13 protein-coding genes are annotated in these 15060 nt (G+C 71.1%); 6 read left to right on the top strand and 7 right to left on the bottom strand.

What is annotated here, in order from left to right; translation table 11 throughout:
• Window positions 1-145 precede the first annotated feature (145 nt).
• The 3 genes from lysS to LRS14_RS17300 all read left to right on the top strand — a co-directional run bounded on the left by lysS (window position 146) and on the right by LRS14_RS17300 (window position 2582).
• Window positions 146-1654, top strand: a complete 1509-nt coding sequence (gene lysS, locus LRS14_RS17310; protein WP_257800298.1) for a lysine--tRNA ligase — start codon at window positions 146-148, stop codon at window positions 1652-1654.
• A gap of 13 nt (window positions 1655-1667) precedes the next feature.
• Complete coding sequence (locus tag LRS14_RS17305; protein WP_232315434.1) at window positions 1668-2222, top strand: pyridoxamine 5'-phosphate oxidase family protein; 555 nt, start codon at window positions 1668-1670, stop codon at window positions 2220-2222.
• Between the two features lie 111 nt (window positions 2223-2333).
• Window positions 2334-2582: a hypothetical protein gene (locus LRS14_RS17300; protein ID WP_046114709.1), complete on the top strand. Its 249-nt coding sequence runs from the start codon at window positions 2334-2336 to the stop codon at window positions 2580-2582.
• A gap of 16 nt (window positions 2583-2598) precedes the next feature.
• On the opposite strand, the gene LRS14_RS17295 is transcribed toward LRS14_RS17300, so the two are convergent.
• Genes LRS14_RS17295 through LRS14_RS17270 form a run of 6 tightly spaced genes read right to left on the bottom strand, consistent with a single transcriptional unit; the run spans window position 2599 to window position 8719 of the window.
• Window positions 2599-3387 carry an enoyl-CoA hydratase gene (locus LRS14_RS17295; RefSeq protein WP_046114710.1) on the bottom strand — a complete coding sequence of 263 codons (789 nt, stop codon included), beginning with the start codon at window positions 3385-3387 and terminating at the stop codon, window positions 2599-2601.
• A gap of 59 nt (window positions 3388-3446) precedes the next feature.
• On the bottom strand, window positions 3447-4637 hold the full coding sequence (locus tag LRS14_RS17290) for a DUF3108 domain-containing protein (protein ID WP_257800297.1): 1191 nt from the start codon (window positions 4635-4637) through the stop codon (window positions 3447-3449).
• Window positions 4622-6346 carry a M61 family metallopeptidase gene (locus LRS14_RS17285; RefSeq protein WP_257800296.1) on the bottom strand — a complete coding sequence of 575 codons (1725 nt, stop codon included), beginning with the start codon at window positions 6344-6346 and terminating at the stop codon, window positions 4622-4624. The genes LRS14_RS17290 and LRS14_RS17285 overlap by 16 nt, the downstream gene beginning before the upstream one ends.
• Before the next feature lie 22 nt (window positions 6347-6368).
• On the bottom strand, window positions 6369-6818 hold the full coding sequence (locus tag LRS14_RS17280; protein WP_046114713.1) for a DUF3429 domain-containing protein: 450 nt from the start codon (window positions 6816-6818) through the stop codon (window positions 6369-6371).
• A 42-nt stretch (window positions 6819-6860) separates the two neighbouring features.
• On the bottom strand, window positions 6861-7583 hold the full coding sequence (locus LRS14_RS17275) for a DsbC family protein (RefSeq protein WP_046114714.1): 723 nt from the start codon (window positions 7581-7583) through the stop codon (window positions 6861-6863).
• Between the two features lie 11 nt (window positions 7584-7594).
• On the bottom strand, window positions 7595-8719 hold the full coding sequence (locus LRS14_RS17270) for an FAD-dependent oxidoreductase (protein WP_257800295.1): 1125 nt from the start codon (window positions 8717-8719) through the stop codon (window positions 7595-7597).
• Between the two features lie 100 nt (window positions 8720-8819).
• On the opposite strand from LRS14_RS17270, the gene LRS14_RS17265 reads away from it, so the two are divergent.
• The gene (locus LRS14_RS17265) at window positions 8820-9674 is read left to right on the top strand and encodes an MOSC domain-containing protein (RefSeq protein WP_046114716.1); all 855 of its coding nucleotides are present in this window, start codon (window positions 8820-8822) and stop codon (window positions 9672-9674) included.
• A gap of 3 nt (window positions 9675-9677) precedes the next feature.
• Here the strand turns inward: LRS14_RS17265 and LRS14_RS17260 are convergent, their stop codons facing one another.
• Window positions 9678-10565, bottom strand: a complete 888-nt coding sequence (locus LRS14_RS17260) for a pirin family protein (protein WP_257800294.1) — start codon at window positions 10563-10565, stop codon at window positions 9678-9680.
• Window positions 10566-10688: 123 nt separating this feature from the next.
• Between LRS14_RS17260 and ychF the strand changes: the two genes are divergently transcribed.
• On the top strand, window positions 10689-11783 hold the full coding sequence (gene ychF, locus LRS14_RS17255; protein WP_257800293.1) for a redox-regulated ATPase YchF: 1095 nt from the start codon (window positions 10689-10691) through the stop codon (window positions 11781-11783).
• A gap of 13 nt (window positions 11784-11796) precedes the next feature.
• The gene (locus LRS14_RS17250; protein WP_257800292.1) at window positions 11797-14982 is read left to right on the top strand and encodes a CHASE domain-containing protein; all 3186 of its coding nucleotides are present in this window, start codon (window positions 11797-11799) and stop codon (window positions 14980-14982) included.
• The last annotated feature ends 78 nt before the right edge of the window (window positions 14983-15060 follow it).

The following is a 15060-nucleotide window of genomic DNA, read 5'->3' as shown; positions in this document are numbered from 1 at the left end:
ATGAGGCCCCGCCGCGGCACTGCGCCGCCACTGAACGAGCCGGGAAATCTGACCGTGCAAGTATGCCTTGCTAGGGTCAGCACCTAGAATCGCGACCCCCTGGCGCCGCCAGCGCCCCTTCGGCCGTTTTGCGGCCTGCCCTCGCATGACCGACCACGCCACCCCCACGCCGCCCGTCGCCGACGACAACAAGCTGATCGCAGAGCGCCGCGAGAAACTCGCCGCCATCCGCCGCGAGGGCGTTGCCTTCCCCAACGACTTCAAGCCACGCGACCATGCCGCCGCGCTGCTGCAGGCGCATGGCGAGTCGCCCAACGAGGCGCTGGAGCCGAAGGCCGTGGCCGTCTCGCTGGCCGGACGCATGATGCTCAAGCGGGTGATGGGCAAGGCCAGCTTCTGCTCGCTGCAGGACGCCACCGGCCGCATCCAGCTGTTCGTGGCGCGGGACAACGTGGGCGAGCAGGTCTACGCCGCCTTCAAGCACTGGGACCTGGGCGACATCCTGGGCGCCGAGGGCACGTTGTTCCGCACCAAGACGGGTGAACTTTCGGTCAAGGTGACCACGCTGCGGCTGCTGACCAAGAGCCTGCGCCCGCTGCCGGACAAGTTCCACGGCATGGCCGACCAGGAGCAGAAGTACCGCCAGCGCTACGTCGACCTGATCACCGACGACGACGCCCGCGCCCGCTTCACCGCCCGCAGCAGGACCCTCTCGGCCATCCGCCAGTTCATGGTGGACCACCGCTTCATGGAAGTGGAGACGCCGATGCTGCACCCGATCCCGGGCGGCGCCAACGCCAAGCCCTTCGTCACGCACCACAACGCGCTCGACCAGGAGATGTTCCTGCGCATCGCGCCCGAGCTGTACCTCAAGCGGCTGATTGTCGGCGGCTTCGAGCGGGTGTTCGAGATCAACCGCAGCTTCCGCAACGAAGGCATCAGCGTCCGGCACAACCCGGAATTCACGATGATGGAGTTCTACGCGGCCTACTGGAACCATCACGACCTGATGGACTTCACCGAGGAAGTGCTGCGCCATGCCGCGCGCCAGGCCACCGGCTCGGCCGCCATCAGCTATGCCGGCAAGCCGGTGCACCTGGACCAGCCCTTCGCCCGCCTGACGGTGCGCGATTCGCTGGTGGCCCATGCCGGCCTCAGCGCCGAGGAGGCCGTGGACGCCGAGGTGCTGCGCGCCCGGCTGAAGGCCGCCGGCGAGGAGGCGCCTGCCCACTGGAAGCTGCCCGAGCTGCAGTTCGGCCTGTTCGAGGCGGTGGTGGAAGAAAAGCTCTGGCAGCCCACCTTCATCATCGACTACCCGGTGGAAGTGAGCCCGCTGGCCCGCGCGTCCGATGCCGACCCGTCGATCACCGAGCGCTTCGAGCTCTTCATCACCGGGCGCGAATACGCCAACGGCTTCTCGGAGCTGAACGACGCCGAGGACCAGGCCGCCCGCTTCCAGGCCCAGGCCGCCAACAAGGAAGCCGGCGACGAGGAGGCGATGTACTACGACGCCGACTTCATCCGCGCGCTGGAATACGGCATGCCGCCCACCGGCGGCTGCGGCATCGGCATCGACCGCCTGGTGATGCTGCTGACCGATTCGCCCAGCATCCGCGACGTGATCCTGTTCCCGGCGCTGCGGCGCGAAGGCTGAAGGCAGGCCTGCGGTGTTGTCGTCCCGCATCGAGTCCCTGCACATCCTGGAGGCGGCCTGCTGGCAGGAGCTGGAGAAAGCCGCCACCGACCCCGCCCACGGCTGGCGGCTGATGACCCTGGCCACCGTCCAAGGCGATGAGGCCGATGCCCGCAGCGTGGTGCTGCGCGAAGCGCGCCGCGGCCCGCAGGAGCTGCTGTTCTACAGCGACGCCCGGGCCGCCAAGGTGCGGCAGATCGGGCAACAGCCCAAGGGCACGCTGGTGATGTGGTCGAAGGCGCTGAGCTGGCAGCTTCGGCTGCGGGTGGCGATGACCGTGGCCACCGACGGCCCCGACGTGGCTTCCCGCTGGGCCCAGGTGCGGCTCACGCGCTCGGCGGCCGACTACCTGGCCGGCGCCGCGCCGGGCAGCGAGCTGCCCTCGCCGCTGGTGCCCGAGCGCGCCGCGCGGGAGCATTTCGCGGTGATCACCGCCCGTGTGCTGTCCATCGACTGGACCGAGCTGCATGTCGACGGCCACCGCCGCGCGATCTTCTCGGCCGACCACGCCACCTGGGCGCAGCCGTGAACTGCGCCGGATAGCCGGCGCTTTTCGACACGTTTGCGCAGGCTTCGGTTGTCAACCGGAACGCGGCTCAACCGATATAGGGAGACCTCGTCAGAGAGTTGTCCCCACACCATGCCATCTCCCGCCCATCCCGTCTTCGAACGCCTGACCGCCGCGCAGAGCCCGCTGGCCCGCCAGCAACTGCTGCATGAGCTGGAAAAGCTCGTCGACAGCCGCCCTGCAGAGAAGGCGCTGGCCCAGCGCGTGCATCAGGTGATCGACCGCGGCGTGCCGTACTTCGCGCCCACCGACGCCCACTACCTGAGCTGGGCCCGCCAGGTGGCCGAGCTCTGGCAGCGCGCCGAAGCCCTGCCCGCCTGACACCGGCCGGCACGCGTCACCGGTGCTTGAACACCGGGGCGCGCTTGCTCAGGAAGGCGTCCATGCCTTCCTTCTGGTCTTCCGTCGCGAACATCGCGTGGAAGAGGCGCCGCTCGTAGGACACGCCGTCCGACAGCCCGCCCTCGAAGGCCTTGTTCACGCATTCCTTGGCCATCATCACGCTGGGCATGCCGTAGCCGCAGATGACCGTGGCCGCGCCGATGGCCTCGTCGATCAGCTTGTCGGCCGGCACCACGCGCGACACCAGCCCGGCCCGCTCCGCCTCGGCCGCGTCCATCATGCGGGCGGTGAGGATCATGTCCATCGCCTTGCTCTTGCCCACCGCGCGCGGCAGCCGCTGCGTGCCGCCGGCGCCCGGCATGATGCCGATCTTGATCTCGGGCTGGCCGAACTTGGCCGTGTCGGCGGCGATGATGAAGTCGCACATCATCGCCAGCTCGCAGCCGCCGCCCAGCGCGAAACCCGCCACCGCGGCGATCACCGGCTTGCGCACCTGGCGGATGGTTTCCCAGTTGCGGGTGATGAAGTTGCCGCCGTAGGTGTCCTCGAAGGTGTACTTGGCCATCGCCGCGATGTCGGCGCCGGCCGCGAAGGCCTTCTCGCTGCCGGTGATCACGATGCAGCCGATGCCCGGGTCGGCATCGAAGGCCAGCAGCGCATGGCCCAGGTCGTTCATCAGGCCATCGTTCAGCGCATTGAGCTGCTTGGGCCGGTTCAGCGTGATGAGCGCGGTCTTCAGCGGGCCGTCGCCGCGCAGCTCGGTGAGGATGTTCTCGTAGTCCATTCGCGTGGTCCCTCGGTGGCACAGTCGTGCGGGCACTATAGGCGGGGCACCACGGCCGGCTATTCGGTCTGCAGCGGAGGCGCGTCCAGCATCAGGTCGACGTAGGTGTCGCCCTCGTGGCGGATCAGGATGCGCACCGGCAGGTACTGCAGCGTGGGCGCGAACCACAGCTCCGCCGTCAGCTCGCCGGGCCGGGTGGATTCGCGCCGCGGCTTCACATGGAAGGTGCGCAGCTCGCCGACGCGGGTGTAGAGCGTTTCCTCGGCCACCACGTCGTAGTGCCAGCGGTCGATGCGCCGCGGCAGTGCCAGCGGAAACTCCAGCGCCTGGCCCACCCGGAGCAGCTGCGGCTGGGTGGTGAACAGCCAGGTGAGCTGCACGAACTGGCTGGCCGTGTCCTGCACCCCGGGCCAGGGCTCGGCGGTGCCCTTGTCCAGCACGATGCGGTCGGGCTCGAAGCGCAGCCCGCGGCGCCGCGGCTTGCCGAACAGCGTGCTGGTCACTTCCTCGTAGGCCTGCGGCACCAGGCCGCCGGGCGTCACCGCGCCTTCACTGGTCATGCGGCGCGCCACCAGCGGCGCGAAGCTGGGACCGACCACCACGTCCACATGCACCTGGTAGCGCTGCGCCTGGCGGATCCATTGCACCCGCGCATGGCCGTTCACCTCGCCGCGGTAGTTGCCGTTGAGCACATAGTCCAGCCGGGTGGACGGCGGCCACTCGAAGGCCGGCGCGCTGGCCGAGGCCACCTGCAGCGGCTGGAAGGCGGCCAGGGGCGGGCTGGCCGCAGGGGTCGGGGCCGGGGCCGCTGCCATCTCCGCCGCGGAAGCGGCCGCAGCGGCGTCAGGCACGGGCTCCGATGCCGGCCCGGAGGCCGGCTCGGGCGGCAGCTCGGGCGCCTGTGCCACCAGGCCCGGCACCGGCTCCACCTCGGCCTCGGTGGGCGTGTCGGGCGCGCTGGCGGCCGAAGCCGCGGGCTCCGGCGGCGGCGCGGGTTGGGGCTTGCGGCGTGCCGGCGCAGGCGGCGCGGCACGCACCGGCGCGGCAGCTGGCGGCGCGGCCTGCTGCAGTTCGCGCACGAAGGCCACGTCCATGCGCTGCATCGCCGGCTTGTCGCCGCCGCCAGCGGAGACCAGGGCGTCCGACAGCCGGCTGCTGAGCCACAGATGGCCGGCCAGCACCGCCACCGCCACGGCCAGCGCCGCCAAGCGGCGGCCGCCGCGGCCCGGGCGACTCAGCAGCCCAGCCATGCGCGGCGCAAGGCCGCGGCCGACTTCGCCGGCTTGTCGGCCGGGCTCAGCAACAGCGTGGCCGCGGGCGTGGCTTCGGGCACCACACGCACGGTGTGCAGCCGCTGGTCACGTGCCAGCAGCAGTTCGAACGGCAGGCCGGCGCCCACCCACTGCTGCGCATCGTCCAGCCGGCGGATGCGCCAGCCATCGACCGCCAGCAGTTCGTCGCCGGCCGAGACACCGGCACGCTCGGCCGCGCTGCCGCGCAGCACCTGGCGCACCTGCACGCCGCTCAACGCGCCCTCGGACAGCCGCAGGCCCAGCGCGGCCGACCAGCCGGCCGGCTCCGGCTTCACCGCCACCCCGGCACGCTCCAGCAGCGGCTGCAGCGGCAGGTCGTCGGTGCCGTGCACCCAGGCGGCCAGCTCGTCGGCATAGGAACGGCGGCCGACCGATTGCAGCGCGGCCAGGATGGCGGCCTCGTCCACCGGGCCGCCATCGCTGGCCGCCCACAGCGCGCGCATCACGTCGTCCAGCGAGCCGCGGGCCTCGGCGCGCAGCGTCAGGTCCAGCGCCATCGCCACCAGTGAGCCCTTGGTGTAGTAGCTCACCGTGGCATTGGGCGTGTTCTCGTCGGCGCGGTAGTACTTCACCCAGGCGTCGAAGCTGGCCTGCGCCACGCTCTGCACCTTGCGCCCGGGCCCGGCCAGCACGCCGTTGACGGTCTTGCCGATCAGCTTCAGGTAGCGCGGCGCGTCGATCAGGCCGGCGCGCAGCAGGAACTGGTCGTCGTAGTAGCTGGTGAAGCCTTCGAAGAACCACAGCAGCTCGGTGTAGTTCTCGCGCGTGTAGTCGAACTGCGCGAACGGCGCCGGCTTCAGCCGCTTGACGTTCCAGGTGTGGAAGAACTCGTGGCTGATCAGGCCCAGCAGCGTCACGTAGCCATCGCTGGCGGCCGCCACGCCGGGGCGCGGCAGGTCGCGGCGGTTGGCAATCAGCGCGGTGCTGGCGCGGTGCTCCAGGCCGCCATAGCCTTCTTCCACCGTGTTGAGCATGAACACGTAGCGCTCGTACGGCGGCTGGCCCTGCGGCCCGTGCCAGAAGGCCACCTGCGCCTCGCAGATGCGGCGGGTGTCGGTCAGCAGCCGGTCGCCGTCGAAGCCGGGCCAGGCGCCGGCCACCACGAATTCATGCGGCACGCCGGCCACCTCGAAGCGGCCGCGCCAGAAGCTGCCCAGCTCGAACGGATGGTCCACCAGCTCGTCGTAGTCGGCGGCCACGAAGGCGCGCGGGCCGTCGGCCGGCATGGCCGTGGCCACCTCCCAGCCGCGCGGCAGCGCGCCCAGCTCGATGCGGTGCGGCTCGGCCTCGCGGCCTTCGACACGCAGGCACAGGCTGGTGTTGTTGAAGAAGCCGCGCGAGGCATTGAGGAAGGCGGTGCGCACCGAGGTGTCGAAGGCATAGACCAGGTAGCTCAGCGTCAGCGCGCCGCGGCCTTCCGGCCGTGCGATCCAGCTGGTCTTGTCGCGCTGCTGCAGCGGCACCGGCGTGCGCCCCTGGCGGGCCTGCACCTCGGAGAGGTGCCGGCCGAACTCGCGCACCATGTAGCTGCCCGGGATCCACACCGGCAGGCTCAGCACCTGCTCGGGCGCCGGCTGCGGCACGGTGAGCGTGACGCGGTACAGGTGGGCGTGGACGTCGGCCACGTCGATGCGGTAGGTGATCATGGAGGACAGCCAGTGGGAAGGGTCATGCGCCCGCGGCGCCGATGAAGCAGCTCAGCGACGACACCGCGCTCAGGCGGAAGCGCAGCGTGAGCCACGCGGCCAGGCCGTGGCGCGGATACACCCGGCGGTCCACCAGGTAGCAGCCCAGCAGCATGGCGCCGCTGATCACCAGACCGGCGTCGGGCGACATCATCAGCGCCACCCAGGCCACCAGCGAGGGCACCACGCCCCAGGCGAACAGCGCCGGCGTGCCGTCCCGGAAGCCGATGCCCCAGTGGATGCCGCCGAGGAAGGACACGATGATTGCGGCATAGCTGGCCAGCGCCAGCGTCACGTAGGGCAAGGCGTCGGCACGCACCAGCCACACCAGCAGCGCGCCGGCGACGAAGGGGATGAGGCCGGCATAACCGAGGCGCAGGGCAGGCGCCGACGGCGCGGCGGCAGGAGGAAGGGCGACAGGTGGGGCGGACATGGCGCGCGCATTGTGACTGCGCCCGCCCGCCCTGCGGCGCGATCAGGACTTGCCCGAGGCCTCGGCCAGCTGCTTCTCGATCTCCGCCGCCGGAATGGCGCCGGGCAGGCGCCGGCCGTCCTGGAACACCAGCGCCGGCGTGCCGTTGAGCTTGTGCTTCTGGCCGAAGGCCACGTTGCGGGTGATGGCCGCGGCGTCGCACTGGCCCATCTGCTTGGGGATGGTGGCGTTGTCCAGCATCCAGGCGCGCCAGGTCTTCTGCGCATCCTTGGCGCACCAGATGGCCTTGGCCTTGGCGTCCGAATCGGCGCCCAGGATCGGGTACAGGAAGGTGTAGATGGTCACGTCCTTCACCGTGGCCAGGTCGCGCTCGAAGCGCTTGCAGTAGCCGCAGTTGGGGTCGGCGAAGACCGCCAGCTTGCGCGAGCCGTTGCCCTGCTTCTGCACCATCGCGTCCTTCAGCGGCAGCGCCGCGAAGTCGATGGCCGTCAGCTTCTGGATGCGGGCATCGGTCAGGTTGGTCTTGCTGCGGGTGTCGAAGATGGAGCCCTGGATGAGGTGGTTGCCCGTCTCGTCGCTGTAGATCACCTCGGTGCCCATGCGCACCTCGTACAGGCCGGGGATGGTGGTCTTGCTCACCTCGTCGATCTTGGGCATCTGCGGCAGCCGCTCCGCGAGGTTCTTGCGGATGACGTCTTCCTGGGCGGCCAGCGGCAGCGCGGCGACGGCCAGCACGGCGGCGGCGACGAGGGTTCGGTTCAGCATGGGGTTGTCCTTCAGAGACCGAGCGCACGCCCGGCAAGCCAGCGCTTGGCACGCGGCAGGTGATCCACCAGATTCAATCCGCGGTTGCGTAGTTCCCGCAGCCCTGGCGTGGGCGGGGCGAAGAGGTGCAGCAGGCCGTCGGTCACCGTGGCCATCGCGCTGGTGGGGCCGAGCCGGCGCCGCGCATAGCGCGACAGCAGGCGCTCGTCGCCCAGGGCGCGCCAGGGCTCGCGCGCGGCCAGGGTTTCGGCCAGCACCTGCACGTCGGCCAGGCCCAGGTTCAGGCCCTGGCCGGCCAGCGGATGCACCACATGGGCACTGTCGCCCAGCAGTGCCCAGCCAGGACCGGTGACCCGGCGCGCCTGCCCGATGCCCAGCGGCCAGGCCGCCCGCTCGCTGCCCAGCGCAAGGCGGCCCGCAGCGCCGCCGGTGGCGTCGTTCAGGGCTGCCTCGAACTCGGTGGCCGGCAGGGCCAGCAGCTCGCCCGCGCGCGCCTCCGGCAGCGACCACACCAGGCCGTAGCTGGTGTGCGGCTGCGGCCGGTCGAAGGGCAGCAGCGCCAGCACGTCGGGCGAGCGGAACCACTGGCGCGCGGTGCCGTGGTGCGGCCGGTCGGACGTCAGGCGGGCGGCGATGGCCCGCTGGCCGTACCAGTGCATCTCGAACTCGATGCCCAGGCGCTGGCGGGTGGCCGAATGCTTGCCTTCGCACAGCGCGGTCAGGGGCGCGGCGATGGACTCCTCGGGCGCGGCCATGCGCACATGCGGCGCAAAGCGCAGGGCGGTGTGCAGCGCGGTCTCCAGCGCGGCGGCATCGACGATCCAGGCCAGCGCCTCCACCGCCTGCTCCCAGGCCGAGAAGCTCAGCGCCCCGGGCCGGGCATCGCCTGCGATCTGCATGTCGTGCACCGGCGTCACCGCATCGGGCGGCAGCGCCTCCCAGACCTTGAGCGAGCGCAGCAGCGCCACCGAGGCGGCATTCAGCGCATAGGCACGCACGTCGGGCTGGCCGGCCGGCGCCGGCGCGGCCGCCTGCAGCACCACCCGCAGCCCCTGGCGCGACAGCGCCAGCGCCAGGCTGGCGCCCACCGCGCCGGCACCGCGGATGCACACGTCGATCGAGCTGTCGGAATTCATATGAAAACCATTGTAGGGAGCAGCCCCTGCCCCGCCTCGCCCGCAGGAAGCGGCCCGCATGGGCGCGCCCGCAGGGGGTGGTGGCGGGCAGAATGGCCGCATGAGCGACCATTCCGTCACCGTGCATTCGCTGCACATCCATCCCATCAAGTCGTGCGGCGGCATCGCGGTACGCCAGGGCCTGCTGATCGAGACCGGCCTGGAGCTGGACCGCGCCTGGATGGTGGTGGACGAGCACGGCGAATTCCTCACCCAGCGCGAGCTGCCGCGCATGCAGCTCGTCAAGCCCACGCTGCGCACGGACGACCTGGTGCTGCGCGCCCCCGGCATGCTGGCGCTGCACCTGACGATCGACGCGGTGGAAGCGCCCTGCCGGGCCACCGTGTGGGGCGACGAGGTGGCCGCCTTCGACATGGGCAAGGTGGCCGCGCAGTGGTTCAGCGACTACCTGGGCCGCCCGGCGCGGCTGGTGCGCTTCGACCCCGAGCACCGCCGCGCCTGCGACACGAAGTGGACGGCCGGCCTGCCGGCGCAGACCGCCTTCGCCGACGGCTTCCCGCTGCTGGTGACGTCCACCGCCTCGCTGGCCGAGCTGAACCGGCGGCTGGCCGAAGCGGGGCGGCCCGCCGCGACCATGGAGCGCTTTCGCCCCAACCTCGTGCTCGACGGGCTGGAGGACGCGCATGCCGAGGACTTCATCGACGAGCTGGTAATCGAGTCGCCGCAGGGCCCCATCGTGCTGAAGCTGGTCAAGCCCTGCTCGCGCTGCAGCATCCCCGACGTGGACCCGGCCACCGCCGAGACCGGCCATGCCATCGCCGACACGCTGGTGGCCTACCGGGCCGACCCGCGGCTCAACGGGGCGCTCACCTTTGGCATGAACGCCATCATCGTCAGCGGCACCGACCATGTGCTGCAGGTGGGCGCCAAGGGCGAGGCGACGATCGCCTTCTAGGCTTCAGGTCGGCCGCTTCTGCGGCAGCGGGATGAATTCCGTCTCGCCCGGCACGGCCGCGAAGCGTTGCGCCTGCCAGTCGTCGGCCGCCTGCACGATGCGCTCCTTGCGGCTGGAGACGAAGTTCCACCACATGTAGCGCTGGCCCAGCGGCTCCCCGCCCACCAGCGCGATGCGCGCGCCGGCCGGCGCGGCCACGGTGCAGGTGGCGCCTTCGGGCAGCAGCGCCATCGTCTGCGCGCCGATCTCCTCGCCATCGAGCAGGAAGCCGCCCTCCACCGCATACAGCGCCTGCTCGGCGGCCAGCGGCGGCAGCGCCAGTTCGGCGCCGGCCGACAGCCGCAGGTCGATGTACAGCGTGGGCGAGCGCTGCGGCACCGGCGAGGTGGCGCCGAATCCGCTGCCCATCAGCACCCGGGCCACCACGCCCGGCGCGGGCACCACCTCGGGGATGTCGGCGGCGCCGGTGTGCGAGAAGAAGGCGGGCATCTCCTCGTCGGCCTCGGGCAGCGCCAGCCACAGCTGCAGGCCATGGCGCAGGTCGGCCTGGCCACGCAGTTCGTCGGGCATGCGCTCGGAATGAGCCACGCCGCTGCCCGCCACCATCAGGTTGACCGCCCCGGGCTCGATGCGCTGCACCGCGCCGGTGGAGTCGCGGTGCACCATCGCGCCCTGGTACAGGTAGGTGACGGTGGCCAGGCCGATGTGCGGATGGGCCCGCACGTCCTGCGTGTCATGCGCTTCCACCGGGCCGAAGTGGTCGAAGAATACGAAAGGCCCCACCGCCGGCTTCGGCAGCGAAGGCAGCGAGCGGCGCACCAGGAAGCCGCCGCCCAGGTCCTTGGTGTGGGGCGAAATCAGCGTGATGCCGTGGGGGGTGGTGGCGGTCATGTCAAGCCTCGGGCCGGTACAGCGATGCGTGCAGTATCTGGCACCCGCCGGCCGGCGACTTAAACTTCACCCTCGTTTGTCTGCTGCCCGGCGCGTCCTGTGCCGGCACCTCCGGAATCCCCTATGAGCCTCAAGTGCGGCATCGTCGGCCTGCCCAACGTCGGCAAGTCCACCCTGTTCAACGCCCTCACCAAGGCGGGCATCGCTGCCGAGAACTATCCCTTCTGCACCATCGAGCCCAACGTCGGCATCGTGGAGCTGCCCGACCCGCGGCTGCAGGCGCTGTCGGACATCGTCAGGCCCGAGCGGGTGGTGCCGGCGATCGTCGAGTTCGTGGACATCGCCGGCCTGGTGGCCGGTGCCTCCAAGGGTGAAGGCCTGGGCAACCAGTTCCTCTCGCACATCCGCGAGACGGACGCCATCGTGAACGTGGTGCGCTGCTTCGAGGACGACAACGTCATCCACGTGTCGGGCAAGGTCGACCCCATCGCCGACATCGAGGTCATCCAGACCGAGCTGTGCCTGGCCGACCTGGGCACGGTGGAAAAGACGCTGCAGCGCTCGATCAAGGCCGCCAAGTCGGGCAACGACAAGGAAGCCGCCAAGCTGGTGTCCGTGCTGCAGAAGTGCCAGGCCGCGCTCGACCAGGCGCAGCCGGTGCGCAGCATCGACTTCAGCAAGGAAGAGCTGGTGATCCTGAAGCCGCTGTGCCTGATCACCGCCAAGCCGGCGATGTTCGTGGGCAACGTGTCGGAGACCGGCTTCGAGAACAACCCCCTGCTGGACCGGCTGAAGGCCTATGCCGAGGCGCAGAAGGCGCCGGTGGTGGCCATCTGCGCCAAGACCGAGGCCGAGCTGGCCGACATGGCCGACGACGACCGCGCCCTCTTCCTGGCCGAGATGGGCCAGGACGAACCCGGCCTGAACCGCCTGATCCGCGCCGCCTTCAAGCTGCTGGGCCTGCAGACCTACTTCACCGCGGGCGTGAAGGAAGTGCGCGCCTGGACCATCCACATCGGCGACACCGCGCCCAACGCGGCCGGCGTGATCCACACCGACTTCGAGCGCGGCTTCATCCGCGCGCAGACCATCGCCTTCGACGACTTCATCCAGTACAAGGGTGAACAGGGCGCGAAGGACGCCGGCAAGATGCGCGCGGAAGGCAAGGAGTACGTGGTGAAGGACGGCGACGTGATGAACTTCCTGTTCAACGTCTAGCGGCCCAGCGCCCATGTCCTTGCCGCAGTCCCGGGCAAACGGCTGGGCCCTCAAGCTCATCGTCACCTGGGTGGCCTACGTGGCCACCGGCATGCTGGGGCTGCTGGTCTCCATACCGCCCAGCTTTGCATCGCCGCTGTTCCCGGCCGCCGGCTTCGCGCTGGTGGCGGTGCTGTTCTGGCGCATGCCCGCCGCGGTGGCGGTGGCGCTGGGCTCGGCCACCATCAACTTCTACCTGAGCGCGCCGCGTGGCCAGTTCGCGCTGGCGGCGCTGCTGATGCCCGCCTGCGCCGGTGCCGGTGCCATGCTGCAGGCGCTGGCGGGCGCGGCCCTGGTGCGGCGCCACGTGAGCCAGCCGCTGGTGCTCACCGAGCCGCGCGACCTGCTGCGCTTCTACCTGCTGGGCGCGCTGCTCAGCTGCCTCATCAGCGCCTCCATCGCGGTGGCGGCGCTCACCGCGGTGGGCACGCTGCCGCCGGGCATGCGCTTCATCACCTGGTGGACCTGGATGGCCGGGGACACGCTGGGCGTGATGATCGGCGCGCCGATCGCGCTGACCCTGCTGGGCCAGCCGCGCACCGAATGGGCGGCGCGCCGCCTCACGGTGGGCCTGCCGCTGGTGGTGGTCACGGTGCTGATGGGCCTGGGCATCCGCCAGATGGTGGAGCTGGACAGGGAGCGCGAGCGCGCCGCCTTCGAGCGCGAGGCCAGCAGCCTGTCGGGGGCCATGCAGGCTCGCCTGCGCGAGCCGCTGCGGGCGCTGGAGGCGATCAACGGCGTGTTCGTCGCCTCGCAGGACGTGACCGCCGCCGAATTCCGCCGCGCCACCGCCGCCTGGCTGCAGCCGGCCCTGGGCCTGCAGGCGCTGGGCTGGAACGAGCGGGCGCGGCGTGCCGACGTGCCGGCGCTGGAGGCCCGGGCGCAGGCCGAGGGCCTGGCCGGCTACCGCGTGTTCGACCGCCAGGACGCCGGCGTGCCCGATGCCGCGGCGCAGCCCGAGGTGATGGCCATGCGCTACATCGAGCCCGAGGCCCGCAACCGCGGCGCGCTGGGCGTGAACGTGCTGTCGATCGCCGCCGCCCGCGACACCGTGGCCGAGGCGGTGCGCAGCGGCCAGCCGGTGGCCACGCCGGGCTTCATGCTCACCCAGGGTGGCATCGGCATCGTGGTGTACCAGGCGGTCTATGCCGGCACGCCCGCCGGGCCGGTGGACCGCATCGCCGCGGTGCGCGGCACCGCCTTCGTCACCCTGCGGCTGGAAGACCAGGTGGATGCGGTGGAAGCCGCGCCCGGCCCGCCGCTGGCGCTGTGCATCGTCGACACCGACCCCGATGCCTCGCTGCGCCGCCTGGGCGGTGCGCCGGGCTGCGAGCGGCCGGTGGTCGGCAAGCGGCGGCCGGTGCATGTGCGGCCGGTCACCTTCGCCGGCCGGCACTGGGAGATCCAGGTGCGCCCCCAGCCCGGCGCCGGCACGCTGGGCAGCCAGTTCGGCAATGCCTGGCCCTTCTCGGTGGTGGGCCTGCTGGCCACCGCCATGGTGGGCGCGCTGCTGCTGACGGTGACCGGCCGCGCCCGCCGCATCGAGATGGCGGTGGCCGAGCGCACCGCCGACCTGCTGCGCGAGGTGGCCGAGCGCAAGCGCACCGAGGCCGCGCTGCGCGAGAGCGAACAGCGCTTCCGCAACATGCTGGACCATGTGCCCATCGGCGTGATCTACACCGACCTGGAAGGCCGCATCCGCGAATCCAACCCCCGGCTGCGCGAGATGACCGGCTACAGCGCCGAGGAGCTGAACGGCATGGATGCCCTGCTGCTCACGCATGCCGACGACCGGGCCTTCGACAGCGAGCTCAGCCAGCGCCTGGTGCGCGGCGAGATGCCGATGGTGCGGCGCCAGAAGCGCTACGTCACCCGCGACCAACGCACCGTGTGGGTGTCGGTGGTGCTCACCGTGCTGCGCAACGCGGCCGGCGAGCCGCACCGCCTGGTGGGCGTGGTGGAGGACATCACCGAGCACCTGCGCCTGCACGAGGCCGAGCGCGCGCGCGAGAGCGCCGAGGCCGCCAACCGGGCCAAGAGCGAGTTCCTCTCCCGCATGAGCCATGAGCTGCGCACGCCGCTGAACGCGATGCTGGGCTTCGCACAGCTGCTGGAGCTGGACCGCCAGCAGCCGCTGGCCCCTCACCAGACCGAATGGACCACGCAGATCCAACAGGCCGGCTGGCACCTGCTGCACATGATCAACGACACGCTGGACCTGTCGCGCATCGAGTCCGGCACGCTGAAGCTGCAGACCGAGACGCTGGACGTGGCCGACCTGCTGCGTGCAACCCGCTCGCTGCTGGAGCACAACGCGCAGCGGCGCGGCGTGACGGTGGTGGAGCGGCTGGACCCGGCGGCCGCGGCCGTCACCGGCGACCTCACCCGGGTCAAGCAGATCATGACCAACCTGCTGTCCAACGCCATCAAGTACAACCAGCGCGGCGGCCGCGTCACCATCACCACGCAGCTGGTGGATGCGCAGACGGTGCAGCTGGAAGTGCATGACACCGGCCTGGGCATGAGCGAGCAGCAGCTGTCCGAGCTGTTCCAGCCCTTCAACCGCCTGGGCCGCGAGACCAGCGGCGAGGAAGGCACCGGCATCGGCCTGGTGATCAGCCAGCGCCTGGCCGAGCTGATGGGCGGCACGCTGCGCGCGCGCAGCGTGGAAGGCCAGGGCTCCACCTTCGTGCTGCAGCTGCCGCTGGCCCGCGACGGCAGCCTGCCGCGCAGCCTGGCCGAGGGCGAGCTGCCCGGCGAGGCGGTGTACCGCCGCCGCACCGTGCACTACGTCGAGGACAACGAGACCAATGCGGAGGTGATGCGCGGCATCCTGGCGCAGCGGCCGCAGATCCGGCTGGAGGTGTTCACCACCGGTCTGGACGGCCTGGCGGCCATCCGTGTCGAACGCCCCAGCCTGGTGCTGCTGGACATGCACCTGCCCGACATCGACGGCCTGGAACTGCTGCGCCACCTCAAGGCCGACCCCGACACGGCCCGCATCCCGGTGGTGGTGGTGTCGGCCGACGCCACCTCGGCGCGCATCCAGGAAGCCATGGCCGCAGGCGCGGCGCAATACCTCACCAAGCCGGTGAACGTGGGCGAGATCCTGGCCGTGCTGGACGAGCAGCTGGAGCCGATGGAAACGCGCTTCGGATGAGTGCATGCCGCACCAGCGGTGTGCGGATTACAGATTGACCGCGCAGGCGCCGAAACGCTGGTCATCGTTGTACTTCGC

Source organism: Aquincola sp. J276 (assembly GCF_024700035.1).
Lineage (GTDB): Bacteria > Pseudomonadota > Gammaproteobacteria > Burkholderiales > Burkholderiaceae_C > Aquincola > Aquincola tertiaricarbonis.
This window is presented reverse-complemented; position numbering and strand designations above follow the sequence as displayed.

Bases quoted from the DNA above. Each gene is read 5' to 3' on its own strand.
- LRS14_RS17295 (WP_046114710.1), bottom strand. From the start codon at position 3,387: ATGGACTACGAGAACATCCTCACCGAGCTGCGCGGCGACGGCCCGCTG.
- LRS14_RS17250 (WP_257800292.1), top strand. From the start codon at position 11,797: ATGTCCTTGCCGCAGTCCCGGGCAAACGGCTGGGCCCTCAAGCTCATC.
- LRS14_RS17260 (WP_257800294.1), bottom strand. From the start codon at position 10,565: ATGACCGCCACCACCCCCCACGGCATCACGCTGATTTCGCCCCACACC.
- LRS14_RS17270 (WP_257800295.1), bottom strand. From the start codon at position 8,719: ATGAATTCCGACAGCTCGATCGACGTGTGCATCCGCGGTGCCGGCGCG.
- LRS14_RS17275 (WP_046114714.1), bottom strand. From the start codon at position 7,583: ATGCTGAACCGAACCCTCGTCGCCGCCGCCGTGCTGGCCGTCGCCGCG.
- LRS14_RS17300 (WP_046114709.1), top strand. From the start codon at position 2,334: ATGCCATCTCCCGCCCATCCCGTCTTCGAACGCCTGACCGCCGCGCAG.
- LRS14_RS17285 (WP_257800296.1), bottom strand. From the start codon at position 6,346: ATGATCACCTACCGCATCGACGTGGCCGACGTCCACGCCCACCTGTAC.
- LRS14_RS17265 (WP_046114716.1), top strand. From the start codon at position 8,820: ATGAGCGACCATTCCGTCACCGTGCATTCGCTGCACATCCATCCCATC.
- LRS14_RS17290 (WP_257800297.1), bottom strand. From the start codon at position 4,637: ATGGCTGGGCTGCTGAGTCGCCCGGGCCGCGGCGGCCGCCGCTTGGCG.
- lysS (WP_257800298.1), top strand. From the start codon at position 146: ATGACCGACCACGCCACCCCCACGCCGCCCGTCGCCGACGACAACAAG.
- ychF (WP_257800293.1), top strand. From the start codon at position 10,689: ATGAGCCTCAAGTGCGGCATCGTCGGCCTGCCCAACGTCGGCAAGTCC.
- LRS14_RS17280 (WP_046114713.1), bottom strand. From the start codon at position 6,818: ATGTCCGCCCCACCTGTCGCCCTTCCTCCTGCCGCCGCGCCGTCGGCG.